The sequence below is a fragment of the Desulfofundulus thermosubterraneus DSM 16057 genome (genome assembly GCF_900142025.1).
Lineage (GTDB): Bacteria > Bacillota > Desulfotomaculia > Desulfotomaculales > Desulfovirgulaceae > Desulfofundulus > Desulfofundulus thermosubterraneus.
This window is the reverse complement of sequence record NZ_FQZM01000004.1, coordinates 59558-81289: the sequence shown is the minus strand read 5'-3', so window position 1 is coordinate 81289 and position 21732 is coordinate 59558. Positions and strand designations below refer to the sequence as shown.

General features: G+C 53.5%; 20 protein-coding genes. All 20 read right to left on the bottom strand.

The features are described 5' to 3' along the window. Positions 1 to 57 precede the first annotated feature (57 nt). Entirely contained in the window at positions 58 to 603 is a 546-nt protein-coding gene (gene pgsA / locus BUA65_RS01705; RefSeq protein ID WP_072867036.1) for a CDP-diacylglycerol--glycerol-3-phosphate 3-phosphatidyltransferase, read from the bottom strand. Next, positions 600 to 1925 (bottom strand): 30S ribosomal protein S12 methylthiotransferase RimO, encoded by a 1326-nt coding sequence (gene rimO, locus BUA65_RS01700; protein WP_072867089.1) that lies wholly within the window; start codon positions 1923 to 1925, stop codon positions 600 to 602. Before rimO ends, pgsA begins: the two co-directional genes overlap by 4 nt. A 100-nt stretch (positions 1926 to 2025) precedes the next feature. Next, positions 2026 to 2349, bottom strand: a complete 324-nt coding sequence (locus BUA65_RS01695) for a hypothetical protein (RefSeq protein ID WP_072867035.1) — start codon at positions 2347 to 2349, stop codon at positions 2026 to 2028. 12 nt (positions 2350 to 2361) lie between these two features. Next, a complete protein-coding gene (locus tag BUA65_RS01690) occupies positions 2362 to 3141 on the bottom strand; it encodes a helix-turn-helix domain-containing protein (protein ID WP_072867034.1) in 780 nt (259 codons plus the stop codon). Next, positions 3077 to 4207 (bottom strand): tRNA 2-selenouridine(34) synthase MnmH, encoded by a 1131-nt coding sequence (gene mnmH, locus BUA65_RS01685; protein ID WP_072867033.1) that lies wholly within the window; start codon positions 4205 to 4207, stop codon positions 3077 to 3079. The genes BUA65_RS01690 and mnmH overlap by 65 nt, the downstream gene beginning before the upstream one ends. 157 nt (positions 4208 to 4364) lie before the next feature. Continuing rightward, positions 4365 to 6563: an FtsK/SpoIIIE family DNA translocase gene (locus BUA65_RS01680; protein WP_072867032.1), complete on the bottom strand. Its 2199-nt coding sequence runs from the start codon at positions 6561 to 6563 to the stop codon at positions 4365 to 4367. 210 nt (positions 6564 to 6773) lie between these two features. Further along, on the bottom strand, positions 6774 to 8930 hold the full coding sequence (gene ldhH / locus BUA65_RS01675; RefSeq protein WP_072867031.1) for an L-lactate dehydrogenase (quinone) large subunit LdhH: 2157 nt from the start codon (positions 8928 to 8930) through the stop codon (positions 6774 to 6776). Next, positions 8923 to 9522 (bottom strand): LutC/YkgG family protein, encoded by a 600-nt coding sequence (locus BUA65_RS01670; protein ID WP_072867030.1) that lies wholly within the window; start codon positions 9520 to 9522, stop codon positions 8923 to 8925. The genes ldhH and BUA65_RS01670 overlap by 8 nt, the downstream gene beginning before the upstream one ends. A gap of 78 nt (positions 9523 to 9600) precedes the next feature. After that, complete coding sequence (locus tag BUA65_RS01665) at positions 9601 to 11361, bottom strand: L-lactate permease (RefSeq protein WP_072867029.1); 1761 nt, start codon at positions 11359 to 11361, stop codon at positions 9601 to 9603. 468 nt (positions 11362 to 11829) lie between these two features. Further along, the gene (locus tag BUA65_RS01660; RefSeq protein WP_072867028.1) at positions 11830 to 12567 is read right to left on the bottom strand and encodes a FadR/GntR family transcriptional regulator; all 738 of its coding nucleotides are present in this window, start codon (positions 12565 to 12567) and stop codon (positions 11830 to 11832) included. Between the two features lie 21 nt (positions 12568 to 12588). Further along, positions 12589 to 13377, bottom strand: coding sequence for an undecaprenyl-diphosphate phosphatase (locus BUA65_RS01655; RefSeq protein WP_072867027.1), 789 nt, complete (start codon positions 13375 to 13377; stop codon positions 12589 to 12591). A gap of 150 nt (positions 13378 to 13527) precedes the next feature. Then, positions 13528 to 13761: a YlzJ-like family protein gene (locus BUA65_RS01650; RefSeq protein WP_072867026.1), complete on the bottom strand. Its 234-nt coding sequence runs from the start codon at positions 13759 to 13761 to the stop codon at positions 13528 to 13530. Further along, the gene (locus tag BUA65_RS01645; protein WP_242656202.1) at positions 13758 to 14582 is read right to left on the bottom strand and encodes a ClpP family protease; all 825 of its coding nucleotides are present in this window, start codon (positions 14580 to 14582) and stop codon (positions 13758 to 13760) included. Before BUA65_RS01645 ends, BUA65_RS01650 begins: the two co-directional genes overlap by 4 nt. A gap of 202 nt (positions 14583 to 14784) precedes the next feature. Next, positions 14785 to 15126, bottom strand: coding sequence for an endoribonuclease MazF (gene mazF / locus BUA65_RS01640; protein WP_242656201.1), 342 nt, complete (start codon positions 15124 to 15126; stop codon positions 14785 to 14787). After that, positions 15123 to 15356 (bottom strand): AbrB/MazE/SpoVT family DNA-binding domain-containing protein, encoded by a 234-nt coding sequence (locus BUA65_RS01635; RefSeq protein WP_072867024.1) that lies wholly within the window; start codon positions 15354 to 15356, stop codon positions 15123 to 15125. The genes mazF and BUA65_RS01635 overlap by 4 nt, the downstream gene beginning before the upstream one ends. Before the next feature lie 277 nt (positions 15357 to 15633). After that, complete coding sequence (locus tag BUA65_RS01630) at positions 15634 to 17298, bottom strand: ribonuclease J (protein WP_072867023.1); 1665 nt, start codon at positions 17296 to 17298, stop codon at positions 15634 to 15636. A 480-nt stretch (positions 17299 to 17778) separates the two neighbouring features. Beyond that, a complete protein-coding gene (gene dapA, locus BUA65_RS01625) occupies positions 17779 to 18663 on the bottom strand; it encodes a 4-hydroxy-tetrahydrodipicolinate synthase (RefSeq protein WP_084061966.1) in 885 nt (294 codons plus the stop codon). A 46-nt stretch (positions 18664 to 18709) separates the two neighbouring features. Then, complete coding sequence (gene dapG, locus BUA65_RS01620; protein ID WP_072867022.1) at positions 18710 to 19939, bottom strand: aspartate kinase; 1230 nt, start codon at positions 19937 to 19939, stop codon at positions 18710 to 18712. After that, entirely contained in the window at positions 19940 to 20956 is a 1017-nt protein-coding gene (locus BUA65_RS01615; protein ID WP_072867021.1) for an aspartate-semialdehyde dehydrogenase, read from the bottom strand. A gap of 163 nt (positions 20957 to 21119) precedes the next feature. Then, a complete protein-coding gene (locus BUA65_RS01610; RefSeq protein ID WP_072867020.1) occupies positions 21120 to 21707 on the bottom strand; it encodes a dipicolinate synthase subunit B in 588 nt (195 codons plus the stop codon). Between the last annotated feature and the right edge of the window lie 25 nt (positions 21708 to 21732).

Sequence of the window (21732 nt, the reverse complement as noted above, 5' to 3'; positions counted from 1 at the left end):
GAGTTTCAGTGTAAATATAACACAAAAGAAAGGTTACGTATGTCAGGAAAAATCCGGCTAAAAACCGCCTTTTTTCAGGACACTCCAGCCCCGGTTAAGGTAGTCCAACCCCGACCAGATGGTAAAGGCAATAGCTACCCACATGGCCAGATTCCCGGGGGTTAAGCGAACAACGTTGAAGGGAGAATCCTGTAAAAGGAGGGCTACAATAGCTACAATCTGAGTGATGGTCTTGAACTTACCCAGGATGCTGGCCCCGAGAACGGTGCCCTCGGCGGCCATCAAGGAGCGCAATCCCGTAATGGCAAATTCCCGCCCGATAATAATCATGGCCACCCAACCGGGCAAACGGTGCAGTTCAACCAGGGAAATCAAGGCACTGGAAACCAAAAGCTTGTCCGCCAGGGGATCCATTAGCTTGCCCAACCGGGTAACCAGCTGGCGTTTTCTGGCAAGGTACCCGTCCAAACCATCGGTGCTCGCGGCTAAAATAAAAACGATAGCAGCCACATAATCCCCGTAGGGCACCTGGAGAGATACCACCGTTATAAAAATAGGAATCAAAAAAATCCTGGCCAGGGTTAAACGGTTGGGCAAATTCATGCGAGCTCCCCCATCAAGTCGTACTCACGGGCCAGGGTAATCTTTACCAGCACAAAATCACCCGGGCTTGGAGTTACACGGCCGGCGGTAAAGTACACCCGGCCGTCTATTTCGGGGGCGTCGGCCTCGGTACGGCCAAAATAATGGCTGCCCTTTTTCCCTTCCACCAGAACGCTCACGAGGCTACCCACCATAGAACGGTTATGCTCCAGGGATATTTGCTGTTGCAAAGCCATAGCCCTGTGGTAGCGCTCTTCTTTAACTTCTTCCGGCACTTGACCGGTCATGACAGCAGCCGGCGTACCTTCCTCGGCACAGAATTTAAATACTCCCGCCCTTTCAAAACGCATTTCGCGCATAAAGTCAAGCAGCTGTTGAAAGTCTTCTTCCTTTTCTCCCGGAAAACCAACCATGAAAGTAGTGCGCAGGGTTAATCCGGGAATAGCCCGGCGCAGTTTATGGACGAGCTCCCGCAGCCTGGAGGCACTACCGCCCCGCCCCATGCGGGCGAGCACTGCCGGACTGGCGTGCTGCAGGGGCAAATCGATATAACGGCAGATTTTATCGCAAGATGAAAAAACATCGATCAACTCATCGGTAATCCCGTCGGGATGGCCGTAAAGCACGCGGATCCAACGTATGCCGGATATCCCGTTCAAGGAACGCAATAGCGGGGCCAGCTTCCGCTCCCCGTAAAGATCAAGACCATAGCGAGTAGTATCCTGGGCCACCAGGATAACCTCTTTAACCCCCCCAGCGGCCAGGGCTTCCACCTCTTGCCGGATGGATTCCAGGGTGCGGCTGCGATAAGGACCCCGGATGGAGGGGATGGCGCAGTAAGTACAGCAGTTGCTGCAGCCTTCGGCAATTTTTACATAGGCCGTATGCTCCCCCGTGGTTCTAATCCGGGGCAGGCCGGCATCATAATCAAAACCGGGCTCCCCTACGGCTAAAACCCGCTCCCCGGCCAGAGCCCGCCGGACCACGTCCACCACCCGGTTGACCATTCCGGCACCTAAAACACCGTCGATTTCGGGCATTTCATCCAGCAATTCCCTGGGGTAACGCTGGGCCAGGCAACCGGTCACCAGGAGCACTCGGCAGCGCCCGCTTTTTTTGTACTGTGCCAGATCCAGGATCTGGTCGATGGATTCTTCCTTAGCGGGGGTAATAAAACCGCAGGTATTTACGATCAGGACATCCGCCTCTTCGGGACGGGGGGTGATGATAAATCCGGCCGCATCCAGCTGCCCCAACATTAGTTCCGTATCCACCAGGTTTTTCGCACAACCCAGACTGACCATACCAACGCGGCACGACATTTTCCCTATCTCACCAACCCAGGTTAAGTATAACTCAAAAAAAACGGCCCTGTCAAAAAAAGGCGCGGCCCGCGAGGGCCGCCCGGACAAAAAACCGGGGTTATTCGCCCAGCAAGTTTGCTATTCCTTCGTGGATATGGGAGTTGATTTGAGCAATAGTTTTTTGTAAGGAAGGGAAATCCTTAAGAATGTAACCCTCACTCCAACGGGTGATCAGGTACTGCACAAAGGCGAGATAACCCTTTACAGAAGCCACCCGGAAAAGATCACGATACACGTTGTTGTTTGGCTGCCCCAAACAGTACTGGCAGGGGCGATGGGTAATGGCAAAATTGCCCAGCTCCCGCCCTTCCCGGTACCAGGAAAGAATGCCGTCATACAGGCCGACTTCTCGACCACAGGAATCACAGATAAAGGAACCCATCACAAGCCCTCCTTATCCCTGGGTAGAGGCGGAAAACTCCCGGCTCACCACCTGTCCCCGATCGCCCAGCACCCCCAGGTCCCGGCCATTTACCCGTACATTGACCACACCGGCGTTACCCAGCTTAACCCAGATGTGTTCCTTGGCCTGGAAGGACTTGGATTGATTGGCTGCCACCTCGCCGGTAAACATGGTCTTACCATCAACCACTACCCGCATCCAGCAGGTTTCGTCAGTTACATTGAGTACCAGGTGAATCCCTTCCGGCGAACGGTTCTCCGTCCCGGTTGAGGTTGGTGCGTTTTGCGTATGGCCGCTGTTCTCCGGAAACGACCTGTCGGGTGTACCGGCGTGTCTATCCTGGGACACACCCGGCTGCCCCCTTCCCTGATCATCATAAGCCGTATGCCGGGTAAGGCCAAAGAGCCACCCGCTACCCCATAAGAGCAGGACAGCCAGGAGCAACCCCGTTGCCACATAAGCGAGTCGGCCAAAGGGCCAGCCCAGGCGCAGTTTTTTCTCGACTCCGGCAAGCGGCTGCGTGACAGGCTGTGTCTCCTCCAGAGGTAACATTTCCTCAAACCGGGCCACCAGGGCCTCGGCATCCAGCCCCAAAAACCTGGCGTAATTCCGGAGAAAACCCCGTACATAAACCCGTCCGGGCAGGACATCAAAGGCTTCCTCCTCCAGTGCCTCCAGGTATTTGCGGCGGATCTTCGTTTCTTCCTCAACCTGCTCCAGGGACACCCCCCGGGCCTGGCGAGCTTCCCGTAGCACGTTTCCTATATCCACCGGGTTCACCTCCCTCTACCCGACCATATTCGGGCAGGCCTGTAATCCACTCCCTAACCCGGTTAACTGCCTTGCCCATATCAGCCGTGTTCACACAAAGGTCATAATCCGGGCTGGGCTCACCTGGATATCCGTAGAGAGGATCGTAATATTTGGTCAAAAGATAGGAAAAAACCTGGTCAAATTCCCCCCGGGCCAGCAACTGGTTCAGCTCCGCCACGCGGCGTGCTCCCAGATACTTTGCCAGGGCAGAGGTGGCCTCTTGCAAAGCGGTAATGTTTTGCTGAGGACCACTGGTATATTCCTGGCGGATACGCCTTACACGGTTATCCAGGGAATCATAGAGCAGTACCCGGTACCCTTTTCCCATCGCCCTTAACACCACCGCCGGGACCAGCAGATTGCCCAGGCGGCGGCTTTCACATTCAACAACAAATACCCCTTTTTCCTCTGCCGCCATTAAGTCCCGGACAATAAGACCCTCGAACATTTTCTGGCTGGGGGAAGGGGGCAAGCCGATCTTGCCGTAAACCGAACCCCGGTGCCGGGCCAGGCCCTCCAGATCTAACACGGGCAAACCCTCTTCCGCCAGGCAGCGAAGCAAAGAAGTTTTGCCCACCCCCGTCAATCCATGAATTACCACTGCCCTTAAAGGCAGTTCATCTACTCCCAGATAGGAGTTGACAAAGCGGCGGTAGGCCTTATAACCACCCAGGATGCGGTATACGGTAAAGCCCATGACATCAAGGACGGCCGCGGCAAAATGACTGCGCAGTCCTCCCCGCCAGCAAAAGAGGACTAGCCGTCTGCCTCGGGCCAGGCGTTCTACAGCCTCCACCCAGCGGGGAAGACGGGGAGAAACCAGCTCCAGACCCAATTTCCGGGCCTGCGCCGGCCCTTTTTCCTTATAGACAGTACCGACCAGCGCCCGTTCCACATTGTCCAGCAGGGGAACATTTACTGCCCCCGGGATGGTTGCTTCGCCGTACTCGCCTTCCGAACGCACATCCACTACCAGAACATCTGTTAAAGACAGGGCTTCAGTAACGTCGATTTCTTTAATCATAATGTCACCTTAGTATTGCACTGGCCACTATCATATACTTTTCCCTAATATACTTTCCTCCGCATTTTTTGCTATTCCGGGCGTGTCTTTGGCGCAAATCCACACACTCTTTTTCTACACTTAACTCCGGTTTCCTTTCAAAACACGCATTTTTAATTTACCTTTTTTTGAATGTCTGCTTGAACTGCTCCAAGGTTATGAGCACAGACCGGGGCTTACTGCCCTCGTACCCTCCCACAATGCCCTTCCTTTCCATAATGTCCATAAGCCGGGCCGCCCGGGCGTACCCTACCCGGAGGCGCCTTTGCAAGAGGGAAATGGATGCGTGACCCGTTTCAATGAAAATTTCTACGGCCCGGGGCAACAGCTCATCTTCCAGTTCCTCCTCCTGTTCCCCATGGCCTTCCTCTGAGACAACCTGTGCTTCAAAGTGGGGGCCAGCCTGTTTCTTTAGAAAAGAAACAAGCGCTTCTACCTCTTGATCCGAGAGATAGGCACCCTGGACCCGGATGGGTTTCGGCGCCCCTACCGGGAAAAAGAGCATGTCCCCCTTTCCCAGAAGCTTTTCCGCCCCTGCCATGTCCAGGATGGTGCGGGAATCAATCTGGGAAGACACGGCAAAAGAAATCCGGGATGGAATATTGGCTTTGATCAGGCCGGTTATGACATCCACCGAAGGGCGCTGGGTGGCCACTACCAGGTGGATGCCTGCAGCCCGGGCCATCTGGGCCAGGCGGCAAACCGCGTCCTCCACATCGGCCGGCGCTACCATCATTAAATCAGCCAGTTCATCGATGATGATTACAATCAACGGGAGTGGCCCCCGTACTCCCGTACCCGTCTCCTGGCTGCGGCAAAGATCATTATAACGGGTAATATCTCTTACCCCGGCCGCGGCAAATAGCTCATAGCGGTGTTCCATTTCCTTAACGGCCCAGCGCAGGGAGGTGGCCGCCTTTTTGGGGTCCGTAACCACTGGCGATACAAGGTGGGGAATCCCGTTGTAGGTGGCCAGTTCCACCATCTTAGGATCAATAATTAAAAACTTTACTTCGTCGGGCGTAGCCTTAAATAGAATGCTGGCAATGATGGTGTTCAGGCAGACACTTTTTCCGGAACCGGTTGCCCCGGCGATAAGCAGGTGGGGCATGCGGGCCAGGTCGGCCACTACCGGATTGCCGGCGATATCCTTACCCAGGGCCACGGTAAGCCGTGAAGGCGCCTCCTGGAAATCGGACGTTTCCAGTAATTCCCTTAAATAGACCATGGAAATTTCCCGGTTGGGTACTTCAATCCCTACGGCCGCTTTGCCTGGAATGGGTGCCTCAATCCGCACGTCCGGCGCTGCCATGGACAGGGCAATATCATCGGCCAGACTGACAATACGGCTGACCTTGATCCCCGCCGGAGGCTGGATCTCATACCGGGTAATGGCCGGTCCCCGGGAAACCTGCACCACTCTGGCTTTAACCCCAAAGCTGCTTAGAGTTTCTTCCAGTACACGAATATTTTCGGTAATGTCCCTGCTATTCTTGATGCTTTTGGGCCGTAACGGCTTGGAAAGCAGACTTAAGGTAGGAAACTGGTAAGGTGAAGAGCCGGATGAGACCTCCTTTTCCCCGGCGGTTCCACCGGGCGGGGAAACGGGAGAAGGAACAATGCGCAAAACCCGGGGCGTGACGGTATTGCCCACATTACTGTTACCGGGTTTTTCACCGGGTGCTTCCGGAGTGGCTGCTTCCCTGGTCGCTATCTCCGGTCCGCTCTGGTCAATGATCACCGGCCTCAGGTCGGGCCCTTCCACTGTTTCTTCCGCTTCCGTGAATAAAAAACCACCAACGCGTTCGTAGAAACCTTTGAGAGTACCCATAAGCCCGGCTAACAATGTACTCAAAGAAACGTTACTGCTCAAAAGCACACCCATCAAAATTAAAGTAGCCAGGACAATGTAGGTGCCCGTTAACCCGAAGGAACGATCCAGAAGCAAAAAACAAACCGCCCCCACCAGGCCACCCCCCTCCCCGGCCAAACCGGCCTCCAGGGAGTAATCCTCTGGCACCAGCATGTGCAACAGGGTGAGGGCCACCACAAAGAGCAGGGCACCCCCGTACAAACGCCGTCCGGCCTCCCGCCTGGGTGCCTTTCCCCGGATCAATCTCAAACCCCAGAAAGCGAGCAGGAGGGGGAAAAGATACCTTCCCTCTCCGGCTATTCCCCGCAGCATCCGCTCTACTCCCCAGCTGACCAGCCCTACAGCGGGGTTAACCAGGCTGATCAAAGCCAAAAGGGCCACACAAATTAAACCAATGCCAGCAAGCTCGTATTTTTGCAGGTCTTTTACCGTCCTTACTTTCACCCCAACCAGCCTCCGCCCTAATTATACCATAATTTATATGGGAAAGTACTGCAATTTAACTATATTTTACCACAAACAAAAATAACGAAGGCAAGGTTGGAGTTGGTAAACCAGAAGCGTAAATCGCGCCGAGTTACAGTACCAAAGCATAAGCCCCCGGGATTTCCGGGGACTGTACCGCTGGGCAAACGCTCCATTTTTCTTCCCGTTTTACGCCCGGCCCGTACCGGGAAGGCACCGGGCCAGTATCTCGGCCGTATGCATGACCTGTACTCGCGGGTTCCGGTGGTCCAGGCCACCGCCAATCTGCATCCGGCAACCCGGACAGTCCAGGGCCACCACTTCTGCGCCAGTGTCCAGTGCAGACTCCAGCTTGCGATTTAAAATGGATTTTGAGAGTTCGGGAAACTTTATGGTATAGGAACCCCCGAAACCGCAACAGTCATCCGAACGATTCATTTCCACCAGATCCGCCCCGGCATCCTTAAGCAACTGGCGCGGTTCCGCGGCCACCCGCAGGTAGCGCTTTAAGTGGCAGGAATCGTGATAAGTAACCTTTTGCTGCAGGGGGACCAGCAACGGGGTTAGTTTTTCCCTGTGAGCATGCACAAAGGAGGAAAAATCCGTTACTCTTTCCGCCAGTTCCCTGGCCCGTTTGCCCCAAACCGGATCACCGGCCAGAAGTTGCGGATACAAAAACTTCAGGGCTTCGGCACAGGTGGGACAGGCGGTAAGGATATGCCCGGCATCTATACCTGCAAAAGCAGCAACATTTTGCCGCGCCAGTTCGGCAAAAATGTTCGTCAAACCGGCCTGTTTGGCCGGGTACCCGCAGCAGGTCTGTTGTTCCGGGTGAACCATTTCAAATCCCAGGGCCGCCAGGACTTTAGCCACGGACTCACCAATACAGGGGTAGACAAAATCAATCAGGCATCCCGAGAATATAGCTACGCGACCGGTTGCCTTGTCCGGGCGGGGCAGGGTACCAACCCGATCCCGGAAGGGAATGTCGGCAATGGCGGGCAAAGTACGCCCTTCGGTTAAACCGGACAGGAAGAGGGGTAAGTGTCGTATTTTCCCTTCCCTGGCAAAGGGTTTCTGCAACCGGGAAGCCGTTTTAAGAAGCCTGTGGAATAGCCTTCGATTGACCAGCACCTTTTCAAAAATTACTTTCTCAACATAGCCCATGCCTTCCCTTTCAACCGTTCGCCGCCTGAGCTCGCCAATCAGGGCAGGCAGGTCAATGTTGCCCGAACAGTAATCCCGGCAGCGCCCGCAATCGATGCACAGGTACTGTATTACCTGCGCCCTTTTCGGGTCAGTGAGAAAGGCAGTAAGCAGGGTGCCGATAACCCCGGTATAAATATCACCAAAGAGTCCGCCCACCTGCTGGTAAATGGGGCAGACGTTTAAACAGGCGGCACAGCGCACGCACTGCAGAGCCTCTTTAAAAACGGGATCGGCGGCCATGCTGGTGCGCCCATTATCCATAAGTATGATATGCAGTTCCTTTTGTTCGTGGTAGTTGCCGTCGGGGTCCACCGCGGGCACGGCACCGGTAATCATGGTTACGTAGGTGGTAATGTGCTGGGCCGTAGCACTGCGCGGCAGCACTTCCAGTATGGGTGCAATGTCCGTAAAGCGGGGCACCAGTTTTTCCAGGCCGACGATGATTACGTGCACCGGGGGCAGGGTGGTAGTCAGACGCCCGTTGCCTTCATTTGTGACCATGACGATGGTACCCGTTTCGGCCACGGCAATGTTCGCACCGGAAATGCCCATCCAGGAGGAAAAGAACTTCTTGCGTAACTCCCTGCGGGCCAGCTTGACCATGGAGGAAATCTCCGGTTCCACCGGCTCTTTAATTTCCCGGCTGAAAATTTCAGCCACTTCGTTCCGGCTCATGTGAATGGCCGGCATGACCATGTGGGAAGGCCGTTGACGGGCAAGCTGGATGATCCACTCACCCAGATCCGTTTCCACGACATCCAAACCCTGCTCCTTTAAATAGTCGTTTAAGTGGATCTCCTCGCTGGCCATGGACTTGGACTTGACGATGGTCTTGATGCCCCTGGACCTGGCCAACCGGGCAATGTACTCTCGGGCATCCTGGGCGGTTGCCGCCCGGAAAACAGTGGCGCCGCGACGGGTAGCCTCCCGGGTAAACTGGTCGGCCAGTTCTTCCATGCATTCCGCCGCTTCCCGCTTAATCCGGGCTACTTCCCGGCGCAATCCCTCAAAATCCTTTTGCCGGTAAGCCTGTTCCCGGGCAACGACATAGTTATCGGAAAATCTTTCCAGGGCAGAACAAACACTTGTATTGGCCAGGGCCTCCCGGGTCGCCTGCCGCAGGGCTGTCTTACTCACCGGCACTCCCTCCCTCATCAATAAAGATGACCACCACTTTGCCCGGCCCGTGCACACCAATGGTGAGCACGCGCTCGATATCCGCCGTACGGCTGGGGCCGGAAACAAAGGCCAGGTAACCGGGGATTTGACCCCGGGCCGCCAGGTTATTGATTGCTTCCTGTAAAGTACCCACCAGCCGGTTGGTGGATACCAGGGCCAGGTGTGCGGGAGGAAGCATGGATACCAGCCGCCGGTTAATCTCAGTGGCATCTTGCACCAGTGTTCCCGTCTCGGCAATGGCCATTTCAAATGACGAAATACCCAGGTCTGCCGCCCCGGCCCGCTCCCGGGGGTTACCGCCGGTGACTTCCGCTCCGGCCCCGGCTACTGCTGCAGCCAGGTCAAGGGCGGTTACAAGAGGTGATTCGGCCAGGGCGACCTTTCTCACACCCATCTCCTGAACCAGCTTACCCACCAGTTCACTGGCTTTAGCCAAATTGGGCACCCGGTAAACTTCAGTTCCCAAGGCCCGGGCCCTGGTAACAAATTCCTCGTATAGTTGCTCCAAATTCCGGTTAGCATCCGGCAATACCGCTCTGTTTAAAGCCACGGGCTACTCATCCCTTTCTCGGAAAATCCCGGCCGGATCATTCCATCCGGCCGGGATAAAACCCTCCTTAATGTTCTTTTATGCACTCCGGCGACCGTTCAAGGCCTCCAGAGAGCCCTTTTGCCGGGAAGCGATCAGCCCCAGGATCACTATGAATATTCCCGTCGCCACGAGGATGGTTGTCCCGCCGCTTACCTGCTGAACTGTCGTCACCGCCTTGCTGGCCATGGTTAGGGGCGGCACCATCCAGGACAGAACGTAAGCCTGCAGGTAGGTGAGCACGGAGATAATCAGGGTAAAGAAGATGCTGTGCGGAAGGGTGAAGCGGAATAAATCGCCTTCCCTGCCCACCAGGCCTGTAGAGGCGGCTCCTACGGCAAGGCTCTGGGGCGAAATCATCTTGCCGGCCACCCCGCCGCTGCTGTTGGCCGCTACGGTAAGCACCGGGTTAACCCCGATTTGCTCGGCGGTAATCTGCTGCATCTTGCAGAACAGGGCGTTAGAGGAAGTATCACTACCGGTGATGACCACACCCAGCCAGCCCAGGAGGGGGGCCACAAAGGGGAAAAAGTTGCCGGTTACGGTAAAGGCTTTCCCCAAGGTGGGGGTCATACCGGACCAGTTGGCCACAAAGGCAAAGCCCAGCACAGAAGCAATGGTCAACAGGGCAAAGCGCAGGTCCTTCAAGGTTTTGGCGAAGACCTCCAGGAACTGGCCGGGGCCGACCCGCAAGATCATGGCGCTGATGATGGCCGCAATCAAAATGGCCGTCCCGCCGGCAGAAAGCCAGTTGAAGTTATAGACCACGGCGAGGGGCTTACCGCCGGCAATGATGGCCTTGTCCAGACCGCTGAACACGATCTTGATGCTGACTTTATCCAGAACCGCCTTGACAGATTTGAGGCCCCAGTCGCTGATCAGCACCGTCAGGACGATAAAGGGCGACCAGGCCTTGAGTACAGCCCCGGCGGAATGCTTTTTCACTTTTAAAGTGGCCGGGGGCTCATCAGCAAAACGCCAGACATTTTTCGGTTTCCAAACCCGGAGAAAGAAAACCAGGGCAACGATGGAAACCAGGGATGACAGGATGTCCGGCAGCATGGGGGTCATATAATTGGAAGAGAACCACTGGGCCACGGCAAAAGAAACGCCGCTGACCAGGATGGCGGGCATAACTTCGATGGCGCCCTTCCACCCGGCCATAATGAAGACCAGCCAGAAAGGTACGAAAACCGAAAGGAAGGGCAGTTGGCGGCCGACCATTTGGCTGATGGCCATGGCATCGATGCCGGTTACCGTACCGGCGGTGATAATGGGAATGCCAATACCCCCGAAGGCTACCGGGGCGGTGTTGGCAATTAAGCAAATGCCGGCGGCATACAGGGGGTTAAAACCGAGGCCGGCCAGCATAGCCGCCGTAATGGCTACGGGGGTACCGAAACCGGCCGCTCCCTCCAGGAAAGCACCGAAGGAAAAGGCAATTAAGAGCGCCTGCAGGCGGCGGTCTTCGGTAATAGAAGCAATGGAATCCTTGATGATTTCAAACTGGCCGGTTTTCACCGTCAGGTTGTACAGGAAAACTGCCGTAATCACAATCCAGCCTATGGGGAAAAGACCCGTCATTACGCCGTAAAGGGCGGTTAAAAACGCCATGTTCCCCGGCATACCATGAACTCCCATGGCCAGCACCAAGGCCAAAGCCAGGGTAATAAGACCGGCAATATGCCCTTTTATCCGCCATATGGCCAGGGCGCAGAACAAAAAGATGATTGGCAGGGCATCCACCAGAGCCGAAAGACCCAGATTGCCCAAAGGGTTGATTGCCTGTGTCCACGTCACCGTACAACTCCTCCTTTAATTATTGATAAGGGCAATAAGAATAAATTAATCCAATTAATCCAAAACTCCATTTAACGTGACATTGGTTAATTATCAGTCCTTTCTAACTCCCACCACCCTCTCATCATTATTTATGAAGTCTGTGCCAGTATAGGATATGGTGGCCTGACCATCAGCATATTAAATTCTAGAAGATAATAAATTTTCCTTCTTGATCAATCGTTTTCTTTCTCAAAAATCACCTTTATTTTTAAAAATGCGACAATGGTCGAAAGGGCTCTCCTTCAAAGTTCGCAGCAATAAAACGGGTGGGGAAACACCATCTGAAAATCAGCATGCCTCACTAGCTGGTGGCCTGACCAGCTTCTTGATTATTCTACACAGGCCAATAAAATCCTTCTTGAAAACAAAATTTTCACAAAAAATTTTCCCCAAAAGGGGGCTTACAGAACCAAATTTTTGCAAAAATCAATTTTGTTTTTGCCGAAACTTATGCAGGTCTATTCTAAGAAGTTCAACCTCCACCTTCCACAGGTGCTTGTACATCAATTCCCTGGCCCGGGATCTGTCCTTCGCGGCCACGGCCAGGTAAATGTCGCGGTGCTCTTCAAATAGCCGCCGGGTGGTACCAGAAGTGGCGGAAAGCCATAGCGCCCGGGTCACCTTTAATGTCTGGCCGATAATCTCCTGGACCGTATTCATCAAGCGGCTCAACAGGGGGTTCTGGCTGGCCTGAGCCAGAGTAAGGTGAAAGCGCAAATCCAGTTGCTCGGCTTTCTCTCCTGCGGGGAGATCCTCTTCCATCTCTTCCACCACTGCCTTCAGTTCATGCAACAACCCGGGAGTGCATCTTTCGGCGGCAAGGCCGGCCGCCTCCACTTCCAGGGCCTTGCGCACCTCCAGGATATTTTGCAGTTTGTCCTTTTCCAGGAGCAAAATGTAGGTAAGGGGTTCAATAACGGCATCCGGCCCGGGCCGCTTGACATAAATCCCTTCTCCATGCCTGATCTCCAGAATGCCCGCCAGGTTCAAGGCGGAAAGGGCTTCCCTCACCGAGGCCCGGCTAACCTGTAACCGTTCAGAAAGCTCCCTTTCCGTAAGCAGTTTATCACCCGGTGCCAGCTGACCTTCAATGATCAGCTTCTTGATCTGTTCCAAAATGCTTTCAGAAGTACGTTTAGTTTTTACTGGTTTAAATTCGGCCATTTTTACCCCTACCCCAATTTTTCACCTGATTCCGGCAAGAGCCAGGAATATTACCGCCGCCCCCAGGATCAAGCGGTACCAGATAAAGATCCCGAAGCTATAGCGGGTTAGAAAACGCAAAAGAAATTTAATGGAAAGGAAACCTACCACCGCCGAAACAGCCACACCAACTAAAAATGGAAGGTTGAGGTCGGCAGGAGTTAATTTGGGCAACTGCATTACTCCGGCACCGAAAATGATGGGTGTGGACATGAGAAAGGAAAAGCGGGCTGCCGTCTCCCGGTCCAGGCCGGCCATACGCCCCACGGCCATGGTGATACCCGAACGGGAAACTCCCGGGATGATCGCTAAAGCCTGGGACAGGCCGATCCAGAGGCTTTCCCCCAGGCCAACCTCTTCCAATTTCTTGTAAGCCGGAGCCCGGGTATCAGCTAGGTAAAGAATTACCCCCATGATGATGAGCATGACCCCGATAACCAGAGGCTCCCGGAAAATTGTTTCCGCCTGTTCCTCAAACATGTAACCAATGGCCGCACCGGGAATGGTGGCGACCACTAAATACCAGAACAAACGGCCTTCGGTGGTACGGCGCCGCAACAAACCATCGTGCATCAAAATTAACCAGTCCTTCCAGAAAAAAGCCACCACGGCCACCAGAGTACCCACATGCAGCGCCACGTCAAAAGTTAATCCCGCATAATGCCAGCCCATTAACCAGGGAACAAGCACCAGGTGGGCCGAACTGGAAATGGGCAAAAACTCTCCCACTCCCTGGACTACGCCCAGAATTACGGCCTCAAACAAGCTCAATTAAATCACCCCGTATGTTACTGCTTCCAGTTATGCAACACTAACTCTATCATTATAGCATAATGGTAAAATATATGGCCAGATAGTTGTTCATATAACTAACACCCTGGTATCGCCCCGGCCGGTGGAAAGCCCGGCCGTTCACGAATGTCAGCCCGTCTGGGTACATCTGAATAACTTTACCACTGCGCCGGGATAAAGATCACTTCTGAGATAATCCAGGGGATCGGTACTTAAAAGGCGCACCACCTTGCCCTCTCCGGGCCCGGTGTCCTGAATCAACACAGGCACGCCATCAATGTTTACCTCTCTGGTGGGAGCATGCTGCATTTCCTCCAGGCCTTCAAAGACTAACTCTAACTGCATGGGAGTATATAAGATCACTGTACCGGCACCCCATTTCGTAGTTTCCATTCCTCAATCATTGACTTAAGCTTATTTACCGCCTGTCCGACTCCTCCCACCTCATCAATCAGACCCTTTTCCACCGCTTCCCTTCCGATGAGAACGGTTCCAATATCCCGGGCCAGTTCCCCCGTGCGAAACATTAGATCGCGAAAAGAGGCTTCGCTAATGCGGGAATGCTGGGTCACGAAACGCACCACCCGGTCCTGCATCTTGTCCAGATACTCGTAGGTTTGGGGTACGCCTATAACCAGGCCATTTAAACGAATGGGATGAATGGTCATGCTGGCTGTTTCAGCAATGAAACTATACCGGGCGGCGACAGCTATCGGCACCCCGATGCTATGTCCCCCACCCAGTACGATAGATACCGTGGGTTTGGAAAGGCTGGCAATCATTTCTGCAATAGCCAGGCCGGCTTCCACATCTCCCCCTACCGTGTTCAATACTACCAGCACCCCTTCCACCTCCGGGCTCTGCTCCAGGGCAACCAACTGCGGGATGAGGTGTTCATACTTGGTGGTCTTGTTCTGTGGGGGCAACACCAGGTGGCCTTCAATTTGGCCGACAATAGTTAAACAGTGAATGTTGCTTTTAACTTCGGGCACGGGACTGGCTCCCAGCTCTTTGATGGATTCCATGCTTTCCTTGGTACGCCCCTGGACCCGTTGGGGTGCTGGAGAAGCCCCGGGGTGACCGGGTTCCCGCGCGGGGGGTGTATTGGGCTCTTCCGGAGGGTTTTCCGGGGGTGTGCAGGGATACTCTCCCTCGTGACCCCATATATTCTGATCACCAGACACGCTTATCCATCCTCTCGTTAGTTTTTTTCTCTTCTCTAGTATGGTTATGTTACGGATAAAATATAAAATCTACACAGAACACCCATACTACGGTTCTAGACGGATTATAGCCCAGCTTCGCCGCGAGGGATTTGAAGTGGACTTGACACGGACGAAAACCCCGCGTGATAATCCACGCGGGGTTCGCTTCCAACTGACCGTTTCAAAAAATCAACACATGAATTTTAGCCTGGACTTCCGCTACTATCTCTTCGGGAACCTTACAGAAAAATTCTGCCTTCCGCGCCCACCAATCGAGGCTCTTAATCTGATCTGCTAGAATTACGCCGGAGACATTTAACTCGTCAGGTAATGGCACCTCAAAAGGATAACCTTTTGTCTTTGAAGTTATAGGGCACATTAAGGCCAAACCGACCTTCCTGTTATATAGTTTGGGTGACAAAACCAATGCCGGTCGTGTACCGGCCTGTTCATGCCCAACCTGGGGATCAAACCGGAGCCAAACAACATCTCCGCGGTCGGGAACGTAAACTTCAGAACTCACCAGATTTCACGCCCAACCGGATGCCCGGTACTAATTTCGTGATGGACGTTCTGGGGGGTAACCTGGGACAGAAGCATTTCCAGGCTGTAACGCTTGCGGCGAATTATAATAGCATTGTCTTTAATTTCAAAATCAACCGGCGTACCCTCTCTCAGACCAATTTTTTCCGCGAGTGTTCTGGGAATGCGAATACCCAAACTGTTCCCCCACTTTGTAACGTGGGATTGCATATCCATCCCTCCATTCAATGTTTATACATAGTATATACATTCTAAAAATAAAATTCAAGAAATTAGCCGCAAGATTTCTCCAGCTTCAGAGCTTCTCTTTTAACATTATGGCGCAACAAATCGGCAGAAAGACCGAGACGCTCCAATGTCCTAACCATAACTTGCCACTTTATGCGTGAAGCGGAGCATGTTTTCACCAGGCAGGCTCCGCCCATGTAAATAAATAAGCCGGAAGGCCTTTATCCATGGCTTTCCGGCTCCTTTTGGTATGCGGTGATCATACTTCCATGATGATGGGTAAAATCATGGGCCTTCTCCTTGTTTTTTCGTAGAGGAACTTCCCTAACACGTCTCTTACCTGTGCTTTAATAGCCGCCCATTCCGAAAGACCCCGATCGTTGCATTTTTCCAGGGCCTCCTTGACCCTTTCTCGGGCTTCTTCCATCAATTGCTCGGACTCACGCACATAAACAAAACCCCTGGAAACAATATCCGGCCCGGCCATAACCTGGCCCAATTCGCGATTAATGGTCACAACCACAATCAGGATCCCATCCTGGGAAAGCTGCCTGCGGTCCCGCAGTACAATGTTACCCACATCACCCACGCCCAAACCATCCACCAGCACGCGGCCGGCAGTCACCCGCCCGGCAATACGACCGGAACGACGGGTAAACTCCAGCACCTGACCGTTTTCAGCCACAAAAATATTTTCCGCCGGAATACCCATACTGCGGGCCAGATCCGCATGTTTGATCAGCATGCGGTACTCACCATGCACCGGCACGAAAAACCGGGGCTTGACCAGGTTGATCATCAGTTTGAGCTCTTCCTGGCTGGGATGGCCGCTCACATGAATGCCTGAAACAGCCTCATAGATGACATGGGCACCCTGTTTGAACAGTTGATCGATAATCCGCGCCACCAGCTTTTCGTTGCCTGGAATGGGAGTAGCGGAAATAATGATGGTATCCCCGGGGAGAATTTCCACCTGCCGGTGGTCCCCCAGGGCCATCCTGGTAAGGGCCGACATGGGCTCACCCTGACTACCCGTGCACAAGAAGACCACTTTGCTGTTAGGTAGACGGTTGGCTTCTTCCAGTTCTACCAGGGTTCCTTCGGGAATATGAAGGTAACCCAGTTCATGGGCTATATTGATCACATTAATCATACTGCGGCCAATTACCGCCACCTTGCGGTCGTAACGTTGGGCGGTGGTAATGGCCTGCTGCAAGCGGTGCACATTGGAAGCAAAGGTGGCTATAATAATGCGTTCTTTAGCCTGCCGGAAGGTCTCATCAAAGGTATTCCCAACCATCCGTTCCGACATGGTATAACCGGGTCGCTCCACGTTAGTGCTATCAGACAGCAACACCAGCACGCCCCGTTCCCCTAATTGGGCGAAACGATAAAAGTCGGTAACCTCTCCGTCCACCGGAGTTTGATCGATTTTAAAGTCCCCGGTGTGCACAATAACTCCCACCGGCGTATGAATGGCCAAGGCTACCGCATCAGGAATACTGTGGGACACCCGGATAAATTCTACTTTAAAAGGACCGATCGTCACCGTATCCCGGGGCTTAACCACCTGCATATTTGCCTCGCCGGCCACCCCTTGCTCCTTAAGCTTACCCTGGAGCAAACCCAGGGTAAGCCTGGTCCCGTAGATGGGCACGTTCAACTGCTTTAGTACATAAGGCAGGGCACCGATGTGATCTTCGTGTCCGTGGGTAAGCACTATACCGCGCACAGCATCTTTGTTTTCCAGGAGATAAGTGATATCGGGGATCACCACATCGATCCCCAACATCTCTTCCTCCGGAAACATTAAACCGCAGTCTATAACCAGAATATTTTCCCCGAATCTCACCGCCATCATGTTTTTCCCGATCTCACCAAGTCCTCCAAGGGGGATCAGAGCCAGTCTTGGTTCCTTGGCCAAAAACGCACCTCCTAACCTGTTTTTCAAAAAATCACTGAGTCTCAAGTTCCGGTGAGAAAAAACAGGAGAAGGCGGGGAAAATATTCCGTTGTTAACTTAAGCCTTGCTGATAACTCAATTAAATCCCGATGCTAATTATACTGGATTCCCTCCCGCTATACAAGGGCCGCTGCCGTCCTTGGCCTAATAAAATAATTGCCAGAAATCCTGCCCCATAAACCCGATAAAAAAATGGGGCATGACTTCCCCCCATAAACGCTCTTTAATAGATACTGTCGCATAACCAGTTGGGCGGCCCAGCACTCACTGGTAAGGTAGTTCTTTTGAGTACATTAGTCACATATGCCTAATAGCTATTTTAACGAGCCGTTGTTCTAGTGAGTGCTGGGTCGCTCCATGCTCCTTAGCGACGACCGCCCCCCTGGCAATCCCCGCACCGCCTCCGCCTGCTCTAACGCGAGAGACGTCCCGGCAGGAGAGTTAAATCAACTTCAAGCTGGCCAGCACGTTTTTAATGGTTTCCTTTTCCTGGGCCGTAGCTTCGACCAGGGGCAAACGGGGCGCCCCCACCTGATAACCTAGCAAATTGAGGGCTGCTTTTACGGGCACCGGGTTGGTAGTAATGAACATGGTCTTAAAAATCGGGAAAAGTTCCAGGTGAATTTGCGTGGCCAGGGTTGTGTTTCCGGCCGTAAAGGCATTGACCATTTCCTTGATCCGCAGCCCCACCACATGGGAGCAAACGCTAACCACACCCTTGGCTCCTAAAGCCATCATGGGCAGGGTCAGGGAGTCATCGCCGCTGTAAATGGCAAAATCGTCGGGTAGAGACCGGCGCAATTCACTGACCTGGTCCAGGCTACCGGATGCCTCTTTGATTGCTACAATGTTTTCGATTTGGGCCAGCCGTGCGACTGTTGCCGGGAGAACGTTGACCCCCGTCCGGCCGGGAATGTTGTAAAGCATCACCGGAAGATTGGTACTGTTGGCAACGGCCTTAAAATGCTCATATAACCCGTCCTGGGACGGCTTGTTGTAATAAGGCGCCACGAGCATTACGCCGTCCACGCCCACCTTTTCGGCCATCTGGGTGAGGGTTATACTCTCGGCAGTGTTGTAGCTCCCGGTTCCAGCAATTACCGTAGCCTGCCCGCCAACCTCTTCCACCACCACCCGGAAGAGCTCAATCTTCTCGTCCTTGGTCAGGGTGGGAGACTCACCGGTAGTACCGCACACTACCAGTCCATCGGAACCGGATTGTACCAGATATCGGGCCAGTTTTCTGGCTTGCTGGAAATCCACCGCCAGATCCTTACCAAAGGGCGTCACCATAGCGGTGAGCACACGCCCAAAATCAACGGCCAAAATATTCACCTTCCTTCTTCCGTATTAAGGCGTACCGCTTTACCCACTACCTCGCGCCACTGATAAACTGACGATGCAGTGCCCGCACAGCCCTTTCCATATCCTCCTGCCTGACCAATACCCAGATGGTAGTGTGGGAATCGCTGGACTGCAAAATAGGAATGTTTTCTCTGGTCAGGGCATCCACAATTGAGGCCATCACCCCGGGAACACCGGTCATGCCGGCACCCACGGCCGCTACTTTGGCACAACCCGGTATAATCTCCGCGACAAAACCCGTGTTTTCCAGCACCTGAGCGGCTTTCTCGGCTACCTCCTCCTTAACGGTAAATACCACCTGGTCAGGATAAACGTTGATAAAATCAAGGCTAATACCTGCCAGAGCCAGGCCTTTAAACAACCGGCGTTGCTCTTTTAAACCTTCCGGACCTCCGCTTGTGTTTACTTTAAACTGGACTACGTTGGGAATCTGAGTGATACCCGTAATCGTACGATCCCTGGTTATATCAATGGTTCCCTTATATACTTCACCGGAACTGGTCACCAGTGTACCGGGGGCATCGCTAAACGTAGATTTCACCCGCAGAGGAATATTTTTTTGCATAACTATTTCCACCGCCCTGGGATGCACCACCTTGGCTCCTTCATGGGCCAGCTGGCAGATTTCGTCGTAGGTGACCATCTCTCTGGCCACGGCATCGCTTACGATACGGGGATCAGCAGTCATAATCCCATCCACATCGGTATAAATATCAACATAGTCGGCATTAAGGGCCACTCCCAGAGCTGCAGCGGTGGTGTCGCTACCTCCCCGGCCCAGGGTGGTAATCTCGCCTTCCTCGCTGATCCCCTGGAAACCGGCCACCACCACTATCTTACCCTCCCGGGCGTATTTTAAGACGGCCTCGGGTTTAACCCGCAGGATTCTCGCCTCGCTAAAGCTGTTATCGGTAATAATCCCGGCCTGGGCACCGGTAAGAAAAACTGCCGGGTAACCCATTTTTTCCAGGGTGGCCACCATTACCACACCGGAAATAATTTCACCACAGGACATCAACAAATCCATTTCCCGGGGAGAAACATTGCGGTTAATTTGCTTGACCATATTGATCAGGGTATCGGTAGCATAGGGATCACCATTGCGCCCCATGGCCGAAACGACCACTACCGGCATATAACCCTCTTCCTTTGCCGCCACCACCTTGGCAGCCACCATCTCCCGCCCTTGTGGCGTGGCTACGGATGTACCACCAAATTTTTGCACTAAAAACTTCATTTACTGCCTCCCCCGAAGACAACGGTATTTAATCAACAATTCAGCAATTTGTACCGCATTGGTGGCTGCACCCTTGCGCAGCTGATCTGCCACCACCCAGAGGTTAAGCCCCCGCTCGATGGAGTTATCCTCCCGGATGCGGCCCACAAAGACTTCATCCCGGTGGGAACAGAAAAGGGGCATGGGATATTCTTTCCTGGCCGGGTTATCCAGGACAACGACACCCGGGAAACCGGCCAGCACCTCCCTGGCCTTCTGGGCGGTCAGTTTTTCTATGGTTTCCACATTGACCGATTCGGAATGGCTGCGGTAAACCGGAACCCGTACCGTAGTAGCCGTAATGGCCAGCTGGTCGTCGTGGAGAATCTTACGGGTTTCCTTTACCATCTTCCACTCTTCTTTAGTATAGTCCATCTCCTGAAATACATCAATGTGGGGAATGAGGTTAAAAGCAATTTGATAAGGAAAAACTTTGGGCGGGTAATCGCCGCCATCCAGGACGGCCCGGGTTTGGGCGGTAAGCTCCTCGATGGCTTCCATACCGGCACCGGAAACGGCTTGATAGGTGGAAACCACCACCCGCTTGATTCCCGCCACATCTTTAATTGCCTTTAAAGGAACTACCATGATGATAGTAGAACAATTCGGGTTGGCAATAATCCCCTGGTGCCACTTCACATCTTCCGGATTCACCTCGGGCACCACCAGGGGAACACTGGGATCTAGCCGGAAATTGCTGCTGTTGTCAATCACCACACAGCCCTGTTCTACCGCCGCCGGGCCGAACTCTTTACTGGCCGCGCCCCCGGCAAAAAGGGCGATATCCATACCGGCAAAGGAGTCAACACTGGTTTCCTGGACCGTGTAAGTCCTGCCCCGGAAGACCATTTGCTTTCCGGCCGAACGGCTGGTGGCGCACAGTTTCAGTTCTCCCACGGGAAAGTTTCTTTCTTCCAGTACCTTTAAAATTTCCTGCCCCACCGCGCCGGAGGCACCAACAACCACTATATTGTACAAAGAAAAATTCCTCCTTTCGGGAACAATCAACGAAAATTGTCTTAATTAGTCCTGACACCATTAAATGGCACGTCCACTTTAAAATCAAAAAACCGGCCCGATCGGTTCAGGTACGGGCCTCATGTGAAAAAATCTTTCTTTGGCTACCCCCGTAAACCAGTCATCACGATACATTGACGAGCACAGGCTGTATCTGCTTTCCCTCCAGGGCAAGCAGAACTGTATCAATGATGAGGTCCATCTTTGCCTTCAAGGAATTGGGTTTCTCAAGGGGATTGTCCTGGCCAAAGGGAACCAGGTAAATATTCTTGGTATTTAAAAGCAAGCCCAGATTCTTGGCGTTCATGCCCAGCCCGTCGTTGGTGGAAATGGCCAGAACCACCGGGCGCAAGTTACGCAGGTGGGCTTTGATGGCCATCAACACCGGACCGTCGGTAATACCGTTGGCCAGCTTGGCCAGCGTGTTCCCTGTACACGGCGCCACCACCAGCACGTCTAAAAGCTTGCCCGGCCCGATGGGTTCAGCCCCCGTAATGCTGTTTATGGGCACATGACCGGTGATTTTCCCCAGAAGATCCTTCCACTTCTGAGCCGGGCCATATTTGGTATCGGTACCATCCACTACCGCGCTGATGATAGGGTAAACAACAGCACCTTCCTTGACCAGGTTCTCGAGCTGGACCATTACTTCATCCAGAGTACAGTGGGAACCGGTAACGGCAAACCCCACCCGTACATCTTTCAAACGCATGACTAGCACCTCCGCTGGAGAGCCG

Bases quoted from the DNA above. Each gene is read 5' to 3' on its own strand.
- pgsA (WP_072867036.1), bottom strand. From the start codon at position 603: ATGAATTTGCCCAACCGTTTAACCCTGGCCAGGATTTTTTTGATTCCT.
- rimO (WP_072867089.1), bottom strand. From the start codon at position 1,925: ATGTCGTGCCGCGTTGGTATGGTCAGTCTGGGTTGTGCGAAAAACCTG.
- BUA65_RS01695 (WP_072867035.1), bottom strand. From the start codon at position 2,349: ATGGGTTCCTTTATCTGTGATTCCTGTGGTCGAGAAGTCGGCCTGTAT.
- mnmH (WP_072867033.1), bottom strand. From the start codon at position 4,207: ATGATTAAAGAAATCGACGTTACTGAAGCCCTGTCTTTAACAGATGTT.
- BUA65_RS01660 (WP_072867028.1), bottom strand. From the start codon at position 12,567: ATGGCCGAATTTAAACCAGTAAAAACTAAACGTACTTCTGAAAGCATT.
- BUA65_RS01635 (WP_072867024.1), bottom strand. From the start codon at position 15,356: ATGCAATCCCACGTTACAAAGTGGGGGAACAGTTTGGGTATTCGCATT.
- dapG (WP_072867022.1), bottom strand. From the start codon at position 19,939: ATGAAGTTTTTAGTGCAAAAATTTGGTGGTACATCCGTAGCCACGCCA.
- BUA65_RS01610 (WP_072867020.1), bottom strand. From the start codon at position 21,707: ATGCGTTTGAAAGATGTACGGGTGGGGTTTGCCGTTACCGGTTCCCAC.